The organism is Nonlabens sp. YIK11 (assembly GCF_001413925.1).
In the GTDB taxonomy this organism is placed as follows: Bacteria; Bacteroidota; Bacteroidia; order Flavobacteriales; family Flavobacteriaceae; genus Nonlabens.
In genome coordinates, this window is sequence record NZ_LBMJ01000001.1 from 2,221,876 (window position 1) to 2,239,528 (window position 17,653).

At 41.9% G+C, this 17,653-nt stretch carries 17 protein-coding genes and 1 riboswitch; of the genes, 9 read left to right on the forward strand and 8 right to left on the reverse strand.

From position 1 onward, the window contains the following. The first annotated feature begins 286 nt into the window (after positions 1–286). Positions 287–865: a DUF4251 domain-containing protein gene (locus tag AAU57_RS09955; protein ID WP_082438602.1), complete on the forward strand. Its 579-nt coding sequence runs from the start codon at positions 287–289 to the stop codon at positions 863–865. Between the two features lie 81 nt (positions 866–946). Here AAU57_RS09955 and AAU57_RS09960 read toward each other — a convergent pair whose 3' ends face one another. After that, positions 947–1,816: a hypothetical protein gene (locus tag AAU57_RS09960; protein WP_055412771.1), complete on the reverse strand. Its 870-nt coding sequence runs from the start codon at positions 1,814–1,816 to the stop codon at positions 947–949. Between the two features lie 219 nt (positions 1,817–2,035). Beyond that, a riboswitch (SAM-I-IV-variant riboswitch) is annotated at positions 2,036–2,132 on the forward strand. A gap of 44 nt (positions 2,133–2,176) precedes the next feature. On the opposite strand from AAU57_RS09960, the gene AAU57_RS09965 reads away from it, so the two are divergent. The 3 genes from AAU57_RS09965 to AAU57_RS09975 all read left to right on the forward strand — a co-directional run bounded on the left by AAU57_RS09965 (position 2,177) and on the right by AAU57_RS09975 (position 4,978). Beyond that, complete coding sequence (locus tag AAU57_RS09965) at positions 2,177–3,487, forward strand: Na+/H+ antiporter NhaC family protein (RefSeq protein ID WP_055412772.1); 1,311 nt, start codon at positions 2,177–2,179, stop codon at positions 3,485–3,487. Between the two features lie 91 nt (positions 3,488–3,578). Continuing rightward, positions 3,579–4,211 carry a thiamine phosphate synthase gene (locus AAU57_RS09970; RefSeq protein ID WP_055412773.1) on the forward strand — a complete coding sequence of 211 codons (633 nt, stop codon included), beginning with the start codon at positions 3,579–3,581 and terminating at the stop codon, positions 4,209–4,211. A gap of 206 nt (positions 4,212–4,417) precedes the next feature. Continuing rightward, positions 4,418–4,978, forward strand: a complete 561-nt coding sequence (locus AAU57_RS09975; protein ID WP_055412774.1) for a DUF4494 domain-containing protein — start codon at positions 4,418–4,420, stop codon at positions 4,976–4,978. On the opposite strand, the gene AAU57_RS09980 is transcribed toward AAU57_RS09975, so the two are convergent. From AAU57_RS09980 to AAU57_RS09995, 4 genes are all read right to left on the reverse strand, one after another. Next, the gene (locus AAU57_RS09980) at positions 4,975–5,772 is read right to left on the reverse strand and encodes a class I SAM-dependent methyltransferase (protein WP_231717797.1); all 798 of its coding nucleotides are present in this window, start codon (positions 5,770–5,772) and stop codon (positions 4,975–4,977) included. The genes AAU57_RS09975 and AAU57_RS09980 overlap by 4 nt on opposite strands. Positions 5,773–5,782: 10 nt before the next feature. Continuing rightward, on the reverse strand, positions 5,783–6,241 hold the full coding sequence (locus tag AAU57_RS09985) for a YqhA family protein (RefSeq protein ID WP_055412775.1): 459 nt from the start codon (positions 6,239–6,241) through the stop codon (positions 5,783–5,785). A gap of 127 nt (positions 6,242–6,368) precedes the next feature. Beyond that, positions 6,369–8,861 carry an ABC transporter permease gene (locus AAU57_RS09990; RefSeq protein WP_055412776.1) on the reverse strand — a complete coding sequence of 831 codons (2,493 nt, stop codon included), beginning with the start codon at positions 8,859–8,861 and terminating at the stop codon, positions 6,369–6,371. Between the two features lie 47 nt (positions 8,862–8,908). After that, a complete protein-coding gene (locus tag AAU57_RS09995; RefSeq protein ID WP_055412777.1) occupies positions 8,909–9,598 on the reverse strand; it encodes an ABC transporter ATP-binding protein in 690 nt (229 codons plus the stop codon). A 47-nt stretch (positions 9,599–9,645) separates the two neighbouring features. Here AAU57_RS09995 and AAU57_RS10000 point away from each other — a divergent pair, with 47 nt between their 5' ends. Beyond that, complete coding sequence (locus AAU57_RS10000; protein ID WP_156340104.1) at positions 9,646–10,377, forward strand: arylesterase; 732 nt, start codon at positions 9,646–9,648, stop codon at positions 10,375–10,377. A 98-nt stretch (positions 10,378–10,475) separates the two neighbouring features. Here the strand turns inward: AAU57_RS10000 and AAU57_RS10005 are convergent, their stop codons facing one another. Further along, positions 10,476–11,504 (reverse strand): LLM class flavin-dependent oxidoreductase, encoded by a 1,029-nt coding sequence (locus AAU57_RS10005; RefSeq protein ID WP_055412779.1) that lies wholly within the window; start codon positions 11,502–11,504, stop codon positions 10,476–10,478. A gap of 138 nt (positions 11,505–11,642) precedes the next feature. Further along, entirely contained in the window at positions 11,643–11,834 is a 192-nt protein-coding gene (locus tag AAU57_RS10010) for a cold-shock protein (RefSeq protein WP_041496837.1), read from the reverse strand. A gap of 242 nt (positions 11,835–12,076) precedes the next feature. On the opposite strand from AAU57_RS10010, the gene AAU57_RS10015 reads away from it, so the two are divergent. Together AAU57_RS10015 and AAU57_RS10020 are read left to right on the forward strand one after the other, a co-directional pair. Then, entirely contained in the window at positions 12,077–12,961 is an 885-nt protein-coding gene (locus tag AAU57_RS10015) for a dienelactone hydrolase family protein (RefSeq protein ID WP_055412780.1), read from the forward strand. A gap of 111 nt (positions 12,962–13,072) precedes the next feature. Then, positions 13,073–14,620 carry a M20/M25/M40 family metallo-hydrolase gene (locus AAU57_RS10020; RefSeq protein ID WP_055412781.1) on the forward strand — a complete coding sequence of 516 codons (1,548 nt, stop codon included), beginning with the start codon at positions 13,073–13,075 and terminating at the stop codon, positions 14,618–14,620. A 73-nt stretch (positions 14,621–14,693) separates the two neighbouring features. On the opposite strand, the gene AAU57_RS10025 is transcribed toward AAU57_RS10020, so the two are convergent. Further along, complete coding sequence (locus AAU57_RS10025) at positions 14,694–14,879, reverse strand: hypothetical protein (protein WP_055412782.1); 186 nt, start codon at positions 14,877–14,879, stop codon at positions 14,694–14,696. A gap of 229 nt (positions 14,880–15,108) precedes the next feature. On the opposite strand from AAU57_RS10025, the gene fumC reads away from it, so the two are divergent. Further along, complete coding sequence (gene fumC, locus AAU57_RS10030; RefSeq protein ID WP_055412783.1) at positions 15,109–16,503, forward strand: class II fumarate hydratase; 1,395 nt, start codon at positions 15,109–15,111, stop codon at positions 16,501–16,503. Positions 16,504–16,671: 168 nt separating this feature from the next. Continuing rightward, on the forward strand, positions 16,672–17,571 hold the full coding sequence (locus AAU57_RS10035) for a hypothetical protein (RefSeq protein ID WP_055412784.1): 900 nt from the start codon (positions 16,672–16,674) through the stop codon (positions 17,569–17,571). Positions 17,572–17,653 lie beyond the last annotated feature (82 nt).

The following is a 17,653-nucleotide window of genomic DNA, read 5'->3' on the forward strand; positions in this document are numbered from 1 at the left end:
AACGGTTAAAAATCTTAAAAAGTCTTAATACTAATTCGAGATATGTACCTAGTAGATAGGTAAAAGATAGTTACGCTTTCGCGAAAGCGAACTCCATATCCATAACACTACAAAAAATGAAGTTTTGATGGTTTTTCCATGTTCCGAGTAAATGTTTTAAAAAGGGTAGAAGGTCTTTATCTGAAAATACACGCGAAAGGTTGTCTGAAGCTTATGGCTTTTTTAATAGGATTTTACCAAGAAGCTTGGCATTATTATGGTAGCTTAACTTTCAAATATCTTTGTTATGAAAATGTATCGTCCTATATATAGTAAATGTGTGTTGTTACTTATCGCAATTTTAAGCATTACTGCCTGCAGCGTTCAAAAAACGGGAAGCCCAGCAGAATTTGAGGCGTTGACCAATAAAGTGGTTAATGGTGATACGTTGCGCATTGAGATGGATGCGGCTTATCCCTTGAATACGTATGCATCCCAACAAGTGATTCAACAATTGATGCGTAATACGGGAAACACAGCTAACAGGATAGATCTTAGCGGTGATTCTTATTTTCTAGAAATTCATCCAGATATGGTGAAAGCCAGTTTACCGTTTTTTGGAGAGCGTCGTCAAGGTGCTGGTTATAACAATCCGCAAGACAGTGGTATCAATTTTGAACAGGCGCCTGAAGATTATCTCTACACGGCAGATAATGAGGCATACAAATACGAGATTGAATTTGATGCCAATGACAAAACCGAAAATTATGATGTGGACGTCGTTGTATTTGCTAATGGTAAAGCAACAGTTTACGTAAGAAGTACCACCAGAACGGTCATGCAATATCAAGGAAGAGTGGTACCAACCAACGATTCTAAGAAGTAATCAAAACGAGAACAAGTCTACTTAGTTCTCAAATATTCTATTTGACATAATATACATTATGGTTCAAATATCGAATTCTTTTTAATCTTCACAAATCGAATAAAACAAACTTCCCGGATTCATAACTATAGTATTTACAGGCATCATCTTAGGCCTAATTCTAATAAATGGTACTAAATCTTGATCTGTAGGATTCTCAGCATACGGGAACTGTTCATTATTTGAATCCAGAACTTCTGGAAATATCTCATTCTTGAAATACTGTTCAAAGAATTCGAGATCTTCTGCATTGATGTCTTTATACTCGGATCGCTTTGGAATGCCACCTTGATCTTCCATAAATAATTGACCTTCCATGAACCTTGCTTGAAAGGTTCCACCTTGAGAATAGCCTTTTGGTAAACCTGTGAGCAATAACTCATTATACGTAGCGTTTGGTTTAAAACTAAAGATATAGTTCTTAGAGTTTGTGATTTCGCTCTCGACATATGTTCTCAAATCCTGCTGATAGATTTCTATTTGCTCAATGGCATTGCGTTGCGAGTAGATATAAGGATACGTAAAGCAATTGGCGGCTTCATTAAATATAGCCGTAAAGGCATCATTTTCAGAACCATTGAAACGTATCGCAAAACCTCTATTGGCGTCAAGCCCAACACGAACTTTAACCGAATCCTGAATACTCGAATTATAGCGAGCGTACAATACCACTTTAGGTTCCTTATGATAGGTGAATAGATAATGGTCTCCTACTTTTTGCCAAGTTCCTTTGAGCACACCTCCAAAAAATGCGATAGCAAAATGATGATCTGGTGAGATAATCATATCAGAACCTCCATGTGGATCATTACTTGAAATATGATACGCTCCAGAAATGTCCTCAACAGAATGCTGTGCAACACCTAAGGCCATCCCACTAAAAACAAATAGTATTGACAAAACCTTTTTCATTGGGATCCCATTTTTCCAAAATAAAGATAATCTAATCTGCCGCTATAAAAATCTACTACGGTGACCACTACTCTACTATTCATACGATCACTGTTATTTCTTACCAGAGGCGTCATTGTACTAGATTACCAAGCAAGGTCTGCTCCTCATAATTCTTAACATATTATAAGGTTCTCAAAGCTTCATTTTAAAATGTTATGGTTTAGTTTTGCCGCCGCAAATAATTATCAAGAATCTCATTAGGGAGATAGCAACCTGCAATAACGAGCAAGGTGCTAAATGGATAAGCCAAGTTTTTGGAAAAAATGTTAACTCATACTTCTATTGCTGGTCGCTGTTTCCCTTATCTCAAATCAAGATATGGATCATAAAACCGTGATTACCCCTAAATTTTCAGCGCTTATACCGCTTTTTGTCTTCGTCTTTACTTTTCTAGGCGTTGGTATTATTCAAAATGACTTTTACGCATTACCAGCACCTATAGCTGTTATTGCGGGAATTATCGTGGCGTTCCTGATGTTCAGACAGACCATCGAATCCAAAATCCAAACTCTTTTAAAAGGTTGTGGTGACGATAAGATCTTGACCATGTGTTTGATTTATCTCTTGGCCGGTGCTTTTGCTGCCATCACTAACGCAACTGGTAGCGTGGATGCTATTGTCAATTTGGGCCTGGACTTTATTGCCGTGCAATATATCTACGTGGGCATCTTTGTTATCGCTGCATTTTTATCGGTTTCTACAGGAACTTCTGTAGGTGCGATCGTCGCGCTGGCGCCTATTGTGGTAGGCTTTGCCGATAAAAGCAGCGCAGACCTCGCCATTTTGTGCGGCGCCTTGCTGGGCGGTAGTATGTTTGGTGATAATCTCTCGGTCATATCAGATACCACGATCGCTGCGACCCAATCTTTGGGTTGTAAGATGAGTGATAAATTCAAGGAGAATATTAAGATCGCTCTTCCAGCTGCATTGGTCACCATTGCCATTTTGATATTTCAAGGGTTGGATCTAGAGTCTGGCAATGCAGAGACGATCGTTTATGATTATTCGGTGATTAAAATTTTGCCGTACCTTCTTGTAATTGGGCTTTCTGTATTGGGCGTTAATGTGTTTATCACACTGCTTTTGGGATGCATCAGTGCTGCCCTATTGGGGATTGCCTATGGTGATTTCACCATATTGGAATCTACCAAAATCGCCTATGAAGGCTTTACCAGTATGACCGAAATCTTCTTACTTTCCTTACTTACCGGTGGTCTAGCTGCACTCGTGGCGAGAAATGGTGGAATTGATTTTATTCTGATCAAAATAAAAAAGCTGATCTCCAGCAAGAAATCGGCGCAATTGGGAATTGCTTCACTGGTCAGCACCGTGAATCTAGCCATTGCAAACAATACAGTTTCCATCATCATCACAGGTCCCATTGCCAAAACCATTAATGATGAGTACCATCTGGATAACAAGAAAACCGCATCCATTCTGGATATTTTTGCCTGTATTTTTCAGGGATTGTTGCCCTATGGTGCACAGGTGTTGATGATCTTGAGTTTGTCTAACGAACTAATCAATTATCTGGATTTGGTTTCTAATACGTGGTACCTCTTGTTACTGTTGATTACGACCATAGCATTCATTGTTTTCAATACACCTAAAACGGTAAGAGTTCCATAAATTAGAACACATGGCGAATTGGGAACCTTTGCTTCCACTCTAGTTGCAAATTCAATAACCTGAGTGCTGTCAGCCTATTCGATTAAAATTTATGATTCCAAAACTTCATTACATATCAAACGCCAAAACGCCGCAACTTCATCTGGACAACATTCAGAAAGCCTGCAGTGCTGGAATCGAATTGGTACAATTGGACATGAAGCACATCAAGAAACCAGCGCTTTTACAGTTGGCTAAAGATGTACAGGCCATCACGTCACATTTCCAGACCAGACTCATCATCACGAGCCATTACAAGATTGCCGAAACTATTAAAGCAGACGGCGTATTCCTGGAAAAAACTGATGCTTCTCCTACTCTAGTGAGAGAACATTTGTTCCCATGGCAAAGCATTGGTGCTAGCGCGCACACCTTGCAGGATGGTGAGAACTTGATTAAAAAAGAAGTGGATTATATCGCCTTAGGACCATTTCAAACGGCTAAGGAAGATAAAACGAATGCCTTAGGGATCAATGGTTATACCGCTATTGCGGAAGCTTTACTAACCGAAACACCATTACTAGGTTTTGGCAACATTACTACAAACGATGTCAAGAACATCTTGGACACTGGTATCTCTGGAATCATCGTATCTCAAGAAATCAATGCCGATTTCAATTTGATCAAAACCTATCATCAGTTGCTTAATGCCTCTTCTACGCAAGAGATGAGGCATAGTTTCTAGGCTGCTTATCCTGCGAATTGCGAATAATTGTAATGCAGTTATGGTTTAATTCTCTTCCGCGAAAGCGATAAAAAACTATCCAGCTTCTAAATGACTCACCCTAAAATGACTACGAATTGTAGCGAGTCATTGTGAATATCTATCCTCAAATTTGCCGGTTCCCGCTGGTATGACGCTCTATATTTGCCGTCCCAAAAAAGAATCCTATGAGCGCCACATGGTACGAGTGCAAAGTGAAGTATAGAAAATTTAATGAAGCCACGGCCAGTCATAAAATGAAAACAGAGCCTTTTCTGGTAGATGCGATATCCTACACAGAAGCCGAAAGCAGAATCACCGAAGAAATGGCGGCTTATTTGAGTGACAACGAGGAGATCAAAATCACCAACATCAAAGTGGCTAATTATGCCGAGATCCATCCATTCGAAAACTCAGACCGCTGGTTCAAATCAAAGATTTCACTCATCGCTGTAGATGAAGAAAGTGGCAAGGAGCGTAAAACCAACATCTACTTCCTTGTACAAGCCAACGACGTGAAAGAAGCGTATGAAAATACCGTAAGCGCCATGGCAGATACAATGGGAGAATATACGATTACAGCCGTTGCAGAATCACCTATTATGGATGTGTTCCCATATTTCACCGGTGAGGAAGATGATGTAGAACGTTTGAAAAACTTCACGGCTCTTAAAGACTCAATATCGGTTTCTCATGAAACCGATGAAGTACTGGAAATGGAAGATTCCCTGATCGCTGTTGAGGATTAGGATTTCTCAAAAACCATACAATGCTGCCATGGCAAGTTGTCGATGTTCTTGACCAGCTTAAAACCTGCGGCTTCCATTTCTTTGATGGATTGCGCCTCGGTCATTTTATGAATGGTTTTGATGGGAATGGATCGATCTTCACCACGATATTCAATCAAATAGACCTTGGCGTTGGGTCGCAAGGACTTTTTGATGGACAACATCATCTCTAATGGATAATTAAACTCGTGGTACACGTCCACCATCAAGACTTTGTCGATGGTGTTTTCGGGTAGGTTAACGCTTTGCTCGTCGCCTTTAATCAGGTTCACGTTATCCATGCCGTTATTTTGCAGTTGCCTGCGCATCTCTGCAAGCATTTCTTCTTGAATGTCGACCGCATATACTTCACCTTCGTGAGCTATAGGTGCTATTTTAAAAACGTGGTATCCAGATCCAGCGCCTATGTCAGCAATCACATCGTCACTTTGGATATCCATATTTTCCAGTAGTTTGGAAACATTTTCTTCCTTCTCACGCTCGGGACGGTTCAGCCATTCCATGCCTTGAAATCCCATGACATGAGCGATCTCGCGACCTAGATACCACTTCCCTATTCCATTGTAATCACCAGATTTATAGGTATAGATCTCAGTGGTTTTTTCTGTTGGTTCGTCTTTCTTTTGACCTTGACAACTCGCAAAACTCATACAGAGCGCCAGCGTGATCACTGGAATCGCATAGTGATGGATGCGACGGTAAAAAATGCTTTTGGAGTCCATGATGCTAGGTTGAAAATTTGTGGTTCGATCCATTTCTGGAATTTTAGGCCTCGTCCTTGTTGGCCAAAAAGTAGGTCAAAGCTCCTACGACCAGTGCCAGTCCAGCGCCTAGATATAAGATCTCGACACCACTGTTATAGACCACCACACGTCCCGTAAAAGAGATCGTCATGATAAAAATCACCATCTTGATCATCAACGCCTTTAATCCATCCAGGTCCTCAATGACCAGCCACGATGGCAAATTGGGAATCTTACACACGTACAATTCAAATAAAGCCGTCCCAACAGATAACAAAATCACGCCCAGCAGCACAAGATCTAGTGCCTTCAAACAATTCTTGATCACTTCGTCCTCTTCACTATACCCCAAAACTATCTTTGAGAGCGTGCTATAAATCTCTTTAAATGCATAAAATTCCACGCCTATCGCCAGCGCGATAATGGCGATCACTGCCAGGGCAGCTACGATTTTTAGGAGGAAGCCTAGAGATTTTGTCATTTTGGTAGTTTTTGATACGGTGAGAAAAGATAATGAAAATGTGGTCTAGTTCGCTTTCGCGAAAGCGAAATAAACATTCACTCATCTACTATTTTCAAACTTCATAACTGATACTCAATGAGGTGCATCATGCTGCTTTGCGCAGCACTTCTAACGGCGAACTGCTCAATACACTGCGAATGTTGCTCAATCCTATGATTAAAACCAATATCGAAATTGCCGGTAAAAACACTATAAACGGCACTGCTGACGGTACAAAAGGCTCTTTGAATATGAGCAGCGCGAGCAGCAAACTGCTCACTAAAGCCAGTATGATACCTACCAAACTACCCAAAATTCCCAGAAACAGATATTCCAAGGCGGTGATCTTAAGGATTTGACGATTTTTGGCACCTAAAGTGCGTAGCAGTACACTTTCCTTGATGCGCTGATATTTGCTGGTTCTTACAGATCCTATCAACACAATGATTCCCGTAAGAATGCTGAAGAACGCCATGAAGTTGATGATCCATGAGACTTTGTCCAGTATATCTTCTACCACGTTAAAAACCTGTCGCAAATCGATGATGGAGATATTAGGGAACTTTCTCACCAGATCCCGCTGGAATCCTGCCGATTGCTCCTCGGTTGGTGCGTAGGTCGTTAGCACATTAAACTGCGGTGCATTTTCTAAAATTCCGCTAGGGAAAACGATGGAAAAATTGATCTGTAGATTGGCCCAATCCACCTGGCGTATGCTGCCCACCACAGTTTCCATAAGAACACCTTGTACGTTTAAGGTAATGCGGTCGCCTACCGTAACGTTGGCATCTTGGGCTAGGTTATCTGAAATGGAAATCTGCACCAGTTCGCCTGTTTTTTGTGAAGGTGTCCAGCTGCCTGCAATGATCTTTTCTGACGGTATCAAGCTATCGCGATAGGTGGTTCTAAACTCATGATTGAGGATCCAGCCGCGTATTTGTCGTGTGGTATCGACACGCAGTTCGCTTACCAATTGATCCTTGATCTTATGCATGCGCATCGTGACTAACGGAATATTGTCAATCACGGGTAATTGATTCTCTTCAAAAGTAGCCACCACAGCATCCAGTTGATCGGGCTGTACGTCCAGTGCTATGATATTGGCTCTTTCAGAGGCCTGTCCTATTTCGGTTTTTCCCAGTAAAATGTCTTTGGTAAAGTATAAAGTGCTTACCAGAAAGGTTCCCAAACCTATGGCAACGAGTAACACGACGGTTTGGTTATTGGGTCTGAAAAGGTTGAGCAAGCTTTGTCGGGTCGTGAATCCAGCGCGTTTAGGAAAATTCCTTTTGATCAAGCGCATCGCACCTATCGCAATACCAGCTAAAATAGCAAAGGTCACCAGTACACCAGCCACAAACGCTAGCGCAAACAACGCATCTTTCAATAGCCACCAGGAGAAAAGATACAGGGACAAAACGATCAACCCTATCACAATAATTCGAGCCGTATTAGATCTGGCAGATGAAGAATTGGTTACTCTTAAGACTTCCAATGGAGAAACATACCAGGTGCGCATTAAGGGCAGCAAGGCAAACAGCACAGACATGAAAAGACCCAACAACACACCCATGATTAAGGGTTGTGTGTTAATGGTAATCTCTAACTCAAAAGGTAAAAATTCCCGTAATATGTAGGGAAATACCGCTTGAAGACCAACGCCAATAGCGGTTCCTATCAATCCACCAATGACGCCAATACCAGCAATTTGAATGAGGTAAATCAGGAAACTCTGCTTTCTGGAAGCGCCCATGCATTTGAGAACCGCAACAGCGTTGAGTTTTTCCTTGATATAGATATTGACAGAACTGGCAATACCTACACAGCCCAACAACAAAGCGATAAAAGCGGCTAGATTCAAATAGGCACCTACGTTTTCATAGCGTCTGCCCAGTCGCCTACTGGTACTCGTGTGTGTATCCAGATCTGCATCCTCCACATCAAGTTGTGGCTCTACTTTCTGCTCCAGCGCGGTCAAATCTGCCTCTGGCTGATTGAAGAAAAATTGATATTCCTTACGACTCCCGAATTGCAACAATTCCGTCGCTTCCACATATTCATAAGGAATCACCACAGGTGGCGCTACAGATGTGGAAATACCTTCACTACCAGGAATGGATTTGAGCGATCCTGCAATGGGTAATGTGAGTTCACCTATTTTGATCGAATCTCCAGGTTGGATGTTGTACTGCAGCATCAATGTGGCATCTACCAGTGCTCCGCCAGTATTTTGATACTGATCTCCAGCGTTTGCTGGCAGCGTTTCTATAGAGCCATAAAAAGGAAACTTTCCTTCCAGACCGCGAACGTTAACGAGCTTTGTGCCTCCATTTTTGGGAAATGCAATCATGGAAACAAAAGTCACTTCCTGGGCGTCAGGCTGCAAAGAATCGATGATCGCCTGTGCTCGTTCATTAGGAATGTCGTCACTATCGATGATAAAGTCGGCACCCATCAGGGATTTGGATTGCCGCTGGATATTGTCGGTAAGATTTTGACTAAAAAGCTGAATGGAAACCACAGCCGCAATACCCAGAATTATGGACGCCATAAACAGCAATAATCTTGAGGTACTGGCTTTAGCATCGCGCCACGCCATTTTTAAAAGCCAGTTTAGCCTTAGGCTTGAGGTTAATTGGTTCGAATTCAAATCGCAGTTATAGGTTCATTCGTTAACACTTGTCCACCTTTCAACCTTAGTATCTGCTGGGTTCTCGCAGCAAGGTCTAGATCGTGCGATATGATCACCAGTGTCGTTCCTGCATCCTTATTGATATCCAAGAGAAGTTTGATGACCTTCTCGCCAGTTTCTTCATCTAGGTTTCCCGTAGGTTCATCTGCAAACAAAATGGATGGACGATTGGAAAAAGCTCTTGCCAGCGCTACACGTTGCTGCTCACCACCAGATAATTGTGATGGATAGTGGTTGACTCGATCGCCTAGACCTACTTTTTCCAACAGTTCGCTAGCTCTTTCGACCGCAGTAGCATCACCTTGTAATTCTAGAGGAACACTTACATTCTCTAAAGCTGTTAGTGTAGGTAACAACTGAAAATTTTGAAAAATAAAGCCTACCTCTCTGTTGCGCAGTTGAGCGCGCTCATCTTCATTGAGTTGATTCAGATCATGACCGCAAAGTTCAACAGTTCCAGCATTTGGCTGATCAAGACCTGCGCACAAACCTAGCAAGGTGGTTTTCCCACTACCTGATGGCCCGACAATGGAAAAAGTTTGCCCTTTTTCTACCTCAAACGAGACATTTTTCAATACCGTTAATTGTCGCGAACCACTGGTATATGTTTTCTCCAGCCCATTAATCTTTATTATCTTTGACATTGATTCTTTAAATATTTTCTGCTAAGCTTATGCTCAAATCTAAAACTATGGAAACCCTTTTTAACAGAGCAATTTATAAGCAACGTATCCTATTAAACTTTTGTTATTTTCTATGTGCTTTGTCGCTCTTCTCCTGCAAGAATGACACAGCACCAACTACAGAAACCACCACAGAAACTACCAGTCAAGAATCTGAAGAGGCTCAAACTTCAAGTGATAAAACCATTTTGTTTTTTGGAGATAGTCTGACGGCTGGATATGGTCTCGATGACACAGCAGATGCCTTTCCTGGTGTGATTCAGGAAAAGATTGATGCCGCTGGTCTTGATTATCAGGTAGTGAATTCAGGTATTAGTGGTGAAACTACGGCTGGTGGAAAAAGCCGCATTGATTGGACACTCAACCAAAAAATTGATGTTTTTGTATTGGAATTAGGCGCCAATGACGGTTTGCGTGGCGTGCCTGTTTCAGAAACTAGAGCTAATTTACAAGCCATTATTGATGCCGTGAGAGCCAGCGACCCAGAAACCAAAATTGTTCTAGCTGGAATGCAACTACCGCCTAATATGGGTCAGCAATATACTAGCGAATTCAAATCCATGTTCTCTGATCTTGCCACTGAAAACAACATCTTTTTGATACCGTTTCTATTAGAAGATGTTGGCGGTGTTCCATCCCTAAATCAAAACGATGGCATACATCCTACCGTTGAAGGTCATAAAATATTGGCAGATAATGTTTGGCAAGTATTGGAAGGCGTGATTTCTACACCTTCATGATCCACGCAGAATGGATAGTTGCAAGTGGTTTGTTCAAAGTTCGCTTTCGCACCTGGCTGCTCGCAGACAGAAAAGCGAACTAAAAATTAAAACCTCAATTATGCTGCCACTGCTTCCTTTTCGGCAGCTAGCTCTTTCATTATGTTTGCAAATGAGGTGTAGGATTTGATCTTATCATTTATATCATAGATATTACAAACTGCGATGAGCTCATCGGCATTGGTTTGTTTCAAGAAATCTTTTACTTGCTCCTTGACAGTTTCCTTGCTGCCAATAAAGGAATATTTGAGCATTTGATGTATTTGTGGATGCTGCATCACTTGCTGTAAATCGTCGTCCATCTCCACTGGAGGCTGCACAAAATCGCGTTTGCCAGTGAAGATCCCTAGAATCATTTTAATCAGAGATGTGGATAGAGCTTGTGCTTCTTCGTCAGTGTCAGCAATAATTACGTTCACACCTGCCATTACATAGGGTTTATCCAAAACCTCTGATGGCTTAAATTCTTCTCGATAAATCTTTAGGGCATCAAATAAATGAGTGGTAGCAAAATGGCTGGCAAATGCATAGGGTAATCCTTTTGCTGCCGCGAGATGTGCACTGTCGGTGCTGGATCCAAGGATGTATAAAGGCACATCAACACCTTCAGCTACCGTGGCGCGAACTTTTGATCTTGCATTTTCCTTCTTGAAATAAGTCTCGAGTTTTTCCAGTTCTGCTGGAAAGGAATGTGCGGCTTGCATAAAATCAGAGCGAATCGCTTGTGCGGTTTCACGATCTGTACCAGGTGCACGACCCAAACCTAGATCGATTCTATTGGGATAAAGGCTTGCCAAAGTTCCAAATTGCTCTGCTATAATCAATGGCGAGTGATTAGGTAACATGATGCCGCCAGATCCTATGCGCAAGGTATTGGTGTTTTCTGCCAGATATCCAATTAATATGGATGTAGCACTACTACCTATGTTGGGAGCGTTGTGATGTTCTGCAAGCCAATATCGCTCGTAACCATTGTCTTCGGCAGCTTGAGCAATTTTAAGGGCATTGTGGTACGTCTGTTGAGTCGTTTGACCTTGCGATACCAGTGCAAGATCAAGTATGGAATATAATGTTTGATTCTTTTTCATGTAATAATGAGTTCAAACGCTGTTCCATTTTTAAAATGCTGTGCAACAAAAAACCCATCTAGGTAAGCCTAGATGGGTTTTAATTTCAATTCCTTATTTCCTTAAGAAAACGGGAAGAGCAGTTTGTTTAAATTCTAATTAAAGAACTTTTACGTTTACTGCGTTCAATCCTTTGTTTCCTTCTTTAAGATCAAAAGATACTTCATCGCCTTCGCGAATTTCATCGATCAATCCTGAGATATGTACGAAGTGGTCCTTGTCAACACCTTCTTCAGTGATGAATCCGAAACCTTTAGTTTCATTGAAAAATTTTACTGTTCCTGTACTCATTGTAAATGTTATAATAATTAAGCTGCAAAGATGGACTTATTCTAGGTAGTAACAGCCATTATTATCAGTTATATTTAAATAAAAAACTTTTGAAAATCAATAACTTACTGTTCATAGGCCTTGCCATAGGATTGAACCTTTAATTAATTTTTGAATTGGTAGCTCACGACTGCCTTTTTGTTGGATACTGCAAGCCGATCGCCTATTTTTAAAGGGTCAAACAGGAACTAAAAGGACAACTTATGGCCATTATCAAACGAGAAGACATTTCCCAAGAGGTTTTTGACCTCTATGACGATTATGCCCACAACAAGATTGACAGACGTGTCTTTTTGGAGCGTTTATCGGTTTTTGCGGTAGGCGCGATGACACTACCTTCATTGCTCAGTTTTGTGCAACCCAATTATGAAAACCCAACGGTTCCCGTCGATGACGATAGATTTGCGAGTGAATACATTACCTATGAGTCTCCTAAAGGTGGCGGCCAGATTAAAGGTTTGCTTTCAAAACCAGCTCATCTGACAGGTAAAGTTCCCGGTATAGTAGTGGTTCATGAAAATCGTGGGTTGAATCCTTATGTGGAAGATGTAGGTCGACAAGGTGCGATTGATGGATTTATCACATTAGCACCAGATGCCTTGACACCGTTGGGCGGTTATCCAGGTAATGATGATGAAGGTCGTGCCATGCAAAGCAAGCGCGATCGATTGGAAATGCTGGAAGACTTTATCGCTGCTTACCATTACGTCAAAAACCACGAGAACTGTAATGGCAATGTAGGTGTTGTGGGCTTCTGTTTTGGTGGTTGGGTGGCAAACATGATGGCCGTACAACTGCCGGGTTTAGGCGCTGCGGTACCATTTTATGGTCGACAGCCTGACAAGGAACAAGCCGCCGAGGTTAAGGCGCCGCTCCTACTTCAATATGCTGGACTGGATGAGCGCGTGAATGCCGGCTGGCCAGAATACAAGGAAGTTTTGGAAACCAACAATATTGAGCATACCGCTTATTTTTATGAAGGTGTCAACCACGGCTTCCACAATTATTCCACACCTAGGTACGACAAAGCTGCTGCAGATCTCGCCTGGAGCCGTACAATAGATTTTTTCAAAAAGCATCTTTCTTGATGCAAGAAAATACAGGGTCTCGCTTTACTGTCTACCGACAAGCAATAGCCAAAGCGAAATCTCATAAAACTTTTTCCACCTAACTTTAAACCTAACAATTAATATAAACCAATGAAGAAAACTCAATTATTATTCTCGAGTCTCATACTGGCCGCTGGCCTTGTGACGGCCCAACAACAAGATCCAGTGGTGGACGCCATGGTAAAAGAAGCCAGTGAAAACTCCCAATTGGAAAACCTAGCGCATGAACTTATGGATGTCGTGGGACCACGTCTAGTAGGTTCACCACAGATGAAAGCCGCTGGTGATTGGGCAGTGAATAAATACAAATCATGGGGCATCGATGCCAAAACCGAAAAATATGGCGACTGGCGCGGCTGGGAACGCGGTATCACGCACATTGACATGGTGGCACCTAGAGTACAAACACTACAGGGAATGCAACTGGCCTGGAGTCCTAGCACCGGTAAAAAAGGAGTACGCGGTGAAGTCGTGGCACTTCCTACCGTTTCCAATGAAGCAGAATTCCAAAATTGGTTGAAAACCATTAAAGGTAAAATTGTCTTGACATCCATGCCGCAACCTACCGGTAGACCAGATGAAAACTGGGAAGAGTTCGCAACACCAGAATCCTTTGAGAAAATGAAGGAAATGCGCGATACACTCAACCAGCAGTTTAGAAAAAACATGAGTAATATGGGTGTTTCTTCCCGCGATTTGGATTCCGTTCTTGAAAAAGCTGGCGCTATTGCGGTAATTTCATCCAACTGGTCTAGAGGTTTTGGAGTTAATAAGATCTTCAGCACCAGTACAGAAAAGATTCCTGAAATCGACCTAGAACTGGAAGACTACGGTATGTTATGGAGGCTGGCAGAATCAGGTCACAAACCAGAAGTAAACATTGTAGCCGAATCTAAAGACCTAGGAAAACAACCTACATTCAACACGATAGCAGAAATTAAAGGAACTGAAAAACCAGATGAATATGTGGTGCTATCAGCGCACTTTGATTCTTGGGATGGCGGTACTGGAGCGACTGATAATGGTACGGGAACCATCACCATGATGGAGGCTGCAAGATTGCTTAAAAAGCACTACCCTAATCCAAAGCGTACGATTATTGTAGGCCTTTGGGGCAGCGAGGAACAAGGTTTGAACGGTTCTAGAGCTTATGTAGAAGATCATCCTGAAATCGTTGAAGGCGTACAGGCTGTATTCAATCAGGATAACGGTACTGGTCGTGTCGTGAACTTATCTGGTGGTGGTTTTCTATATTCCTATGACTACTTGAGCAGATGGCTTAGTGCGGTACCCAATGATATTACCAAGCATATTGAAACGAGTTTCCCAGGTTCACCAGCACGTGGTGGATCTGACTATGCATCCTTCCAGGCTGCTGGTGCGCCAGCATTTAGTTTGAGCTCTATAAGCTGGGATTACTGGAATTACACCTGGCATACCAATAGAGATACATATGATAAAATAGTTTTTGACGACGTGCGCAACAATGCGATCTTGACTGCGATCTTGGCTTACAAAGCCAGTGAAGATCCTGAAAAGGCCTCTCGTGAAAAGGCTGTATTGCCTATCAACCGTCGTACTGGTGAGCCTAGTGAATGGCCTACACCACGATCTCCCACAAGATTGGGCGGTATGTAAAAGCAGCTGGATCTATTCCATAAAAAAGCCATTCTAGTGATAGAATGGCTTTTCTTATATCGTATGAAAGCGTTTAAGAATTTGCTTTCTTTTCCTTTTCCAGTTTCTTGGCTTCTCTCTTCATTTTCATTTTTTCAAGCATGGTACCTGTAATCCAATAAGGGATCGCAAATGCCGTTAAGAAAATCATTAACCAGAACCCTATCGTTAGAATTGCTGCAAATGCTAAAAAGCCTAAATATTGATCAAATTCAAACATAACTTTTGTTTAGATACTGCAAAGATAGTGGCTGCAGGCATAAAATAAAACTTGCAGGTATACTTTATTAACAAAAATCTTCTGTTTGATGTGAATAAAGTGGTGTGGATAAGTTCGCTTTCGCGAAAGCGATAACCTCAAAAGTCACTGTGCAAATCTTAAGAACAATTTATTGAGGTTGATTCAGCCATAAGCGCGGTGAACTCTATATTTGTGTAAAATCAACTCCATGGAACACCGTATAGAAAAAGATACCATGGGACCCATAGAGGTTCCAGCAGATAAATTGTGGGGCGCGCAAACACAGCGTTCCCGTGAGAATTTTAAGATAGGTCCATCTGGCAGTATGCCGCTGGAAATAATTTATGGCTTTGCCTATCTCAAAAAAGCGGCGGCTTATACTAATGAAGAGCTAGGTGTCCTCGCCACTGAAAAGCGCGATTTGATCGCCCAGGTCTGTGATGAGATTCTAGATGGGAAACATGACGATCAATTCCCATTGGTGATCTGGCAAACCGGTTCTGGAACGCAATCCAACATGAATGTGAACGAGGTAATTGCCAACCGCGCCCACCAGATTGCAGGTAAAAAAATAGGCGAAGGTGACAAAACCATACAACCCAACGACGACGTCAATAAATCCCAAAGCAGTAACGATACTTTCCCAACAGGAATGCATATTGCCTGCTATAAAAGAATTGTAGAAGACACCATTCCTGGGATCATCCAGTTGCGCAATACATTGCACGAGAAAAGCCAGGAATTTAGCGAAGTAGTCAAAATAGGACGCACACACTTGATGGATGCGACTCCATTGACTTTGGGTCAAGAATTTTCAGGATATGTTTCCCAGTTGGATCACGGTATCATTGCTTTGGAGCATACCTTGGATCATTTGAGTGAATTGGCTCTAGGTGGAACCGCTGTGGGAACAGGACTCAACACACCAGACGGCTATGACGTTAAAGTGGCAGGCTATATTGCAGAATTCACAGGCCTACCTTTCAAAACAGCCGATAATAAATTTGAAGCCTTGGCGGCTCATGATGCTTTGGTAGAAACGCATGGAGCATTAAAGCAAGTGGCTGTTTCCTTAAATAAAATTGCTAATGACATACGAATGCTGGCCAGTGGACCACGCAGCGGTATTGGCGAAATTATCATCCCAGCAAACGAACCAGGAAGTTCCATCATGCCAGGAAAAGTGAACCCAACCCAATGTGAAGCATTGACGATGGTAAGTGCTCAAGTAATGGGTAACGATGTCACGGTAAGCGTTGGTGGTATGCAAGGTCAATATGAACTGAACGTTTTCAAACCAGTCATGGCTGCTGCCGTCTTGCAAAGCGCCCAATTGATAGGTGATGCTTGTAGAAGTTTTGAAGAACACTGTGCTGCGGGAATCGAACCTAATCATACGCGCATCAAGGATTTATTGAACAACTCTTTAATGCTGGTTACCGCCTTGAATACCAAGATAGGCTACTACAAAGCCGCCGAAATAGCCAACAAGGCTCATGAAGAAGGCACTACGTTAAAAGAAGCTGCCGTAGCCACAGGCTACCTAACTGCTGAAGAGTTTGACGAATGGGTCAGACCTGAGGATATGGTTGGGAAGCGATAGTATTTTCAACAAAATCAAAGGAAAATCCCAACCGTTCGGTTGGGATTTTTTATGTACTAATGTGTCTTGATAAGGTTCATTTAAAACATAGCCTACTGTAAGTTAAAGAGATAGTTGACTACTCTTAGATATATGGCACGACTTGTTGCCATATGCTAATCTGCCAACATGCTGCAAAATAATCAACTACTCAACAAATCCTTTGATGTACTTCTTTCAGATAAAACACGAGGCATTGTAGAGCGTGTCATCCTTATCATCGCGCTCATCAGTTTCTTTATCCATTTGTTATTGATCTATCTGGTGAAATTTGAGGTGATCACCTTTCAAAATCTTCCAGAATTACTGGAGAACCCAATCTCATCTGTTTATACACCTTTCTCCTTTATATTGATTTATGAGGTCTATCTGCTAATTTATTATCTACCCAAATCGTTTACGACCTATATCATCAAGCAGTATGAGATCATTACGCTCATTATCATCCGTAAGCTGTTTAAGGACCTATCTGCTTTAAAGCTAAGTTCTGACTGGTTTGAGATCAAAGGAGACCTGCAGTTTACCTATGACATCATCGCTTCTCTAGTCCTATTCTACCTCATTTATTTATTCCAGAAGCAAGGCAAGAAAAAGTATATCAGCGAGAAAATTGACCAGAAGATTATTCAGAGCTTTATATTTCAAAAGAAAACCATCGCTGTTTTCCTGTTGCCATTATTCTTTGGCATGGCGCTGTATACTTTAATAGATTGGGTGATAGGAGTCGCCGGCACCAGCGATCAAGTTGGTGCTTTTGAGAGCATCAATAATCTGTTTTTTGACCAATTCTTTACCATTTTGATCCTAGTTGACGTCGTGCTTTTACTCATTAGCTTTTTCTACACGCACCATTTTCATAAGATCATCAGAAACTCTGGATTCATCATATCTACGATACTCATTCGCATGTCCTTTGGTGTGGACGACTTGATCAGCACGGTACTCATCGTCGTTGCTGTGGCCTTTGGCCTTTGCATCATTGCGATTCATAACCGCTATGAAAAAAGCGATCTTGAAGACCAAGTGTGAAAAACTGAACTAGGTACTCGTTTAAGAGAAGATATTAAGTGTCGAACTTTCGCGCCTGCCTGTCGGTAGACAGGAAATCGAA

Coding starts and splice junctions, on each gene's coding strand:
- AAU57_RS09955 (WP_082438602.1), top strand. CDS start 287: ATGAAAATGTATCGTCCTATATATAGTAAATGTGTGTTGTTACTTATC.
- AAU57_RS09960 (WP_055412771.1), bottom strand. CDS start 1,816: ATGAAAAAGGTTTTGTCAATACTATTTGTTTTTAGTGGGATGGCCTTA.
- AAU57_RS09965 (WP_055412772.1), top strand. CDS start 2,177: ATGGATCATAAAACCGTGATTACCCCTAAATTTTCAGCGCTTATACCG.
- AAU57_RS09970 (WP_055412773.1), top strand. CDS start 3,579: ATGATTCCAAAACTTCATTACATATCAAACGCCAAAACGCCGCAACTT.
- AAU57_RS09975 (WP_055412774.1), top strand. CDS start 4,418: ATGAGCGCCACATGGTACGAGTGCAAAGTGAAGTATAGAAAATTTAAT.
- AAU57_RS09980 (WP_231717797.1), bottom strand. CDS start 5,772: ATGGATCGAACCACAAATTTTCAACCTAGCATCATGGACTCCAAAAGC.
- AAU57_RS09985 (WP_055412775.1), bottom strand. CDS start 6,241: ATGACAAAATCTCTAGGCTTCCTCCTAAAAATCGTAGCTGCCCTGGCA.
- AAU57_RS09990 (WP_055412776.1), bottom strand. CDS start 8,861: ATGGCGTGGCGCGATGCTAAAGCCAGTACCTCAAGATTATTGCTGTTT.
- AAU57_RS09995 (WP_055412777.1), bottom strand. CDS start 9,598: ATGTCAAAGATAATAAAGATTAATGGGCTGGAGAAAACATATACCAGT.
- AAU57_RS10000 (WP_156340104.1), top strand. CDS start 9,646: ATGGAAACCCTTTTTAACAGAGCAATTTATAAGCAACGTATCCTATTA.
- AAU57_RS10005 (WP_055412779.1), bottom strand. CDS start 11,504: ATGAAAAAGAATCAAACATTATATTCCATACTTGATCTTGCACTGGTA.
- AAU57_RS10010 (WP_041496837.1), bottom strand. CDS start 11,834: ATGAGTACAGGAACAGTAAAATTTTTCAATGAAACTAAAGGTTTCGGA.
- AAU57_RS10015 (WP_055412780.1), top strand. CDS start 12,077: ATGGCCATTATCAAACGAGAAGACATTTCCCAAGAGGTTTTTGACCTC.
- AAU57_RS10020 (WP_055412781.1), top strand. CDS start 13,073: ATGAAGAAAACTCAATTATTATTCTCGAGTCTCATACTGGCCGCTGGC.
- AAU57_RS10025 (WP_055412782.1), bottom strand. CDS start 14,879: ATGTTTGAATTTGATCAATATTTAGGCTTTTTAGCATTTGCAGCAATT.
- fumC (WP_055412783.1), top strand. CDS start 15,109: ATGGAACACCGTATAGAAAAAGATACCATGGGACCCATAGAGGTTCCA.
- AAU57_RS10035 (WP_055412784.1), top strand. CDS start 16,672: ATGCTGCAAAATAATCAACTACTCAACAAATCCTTTGATGTACTTCTT.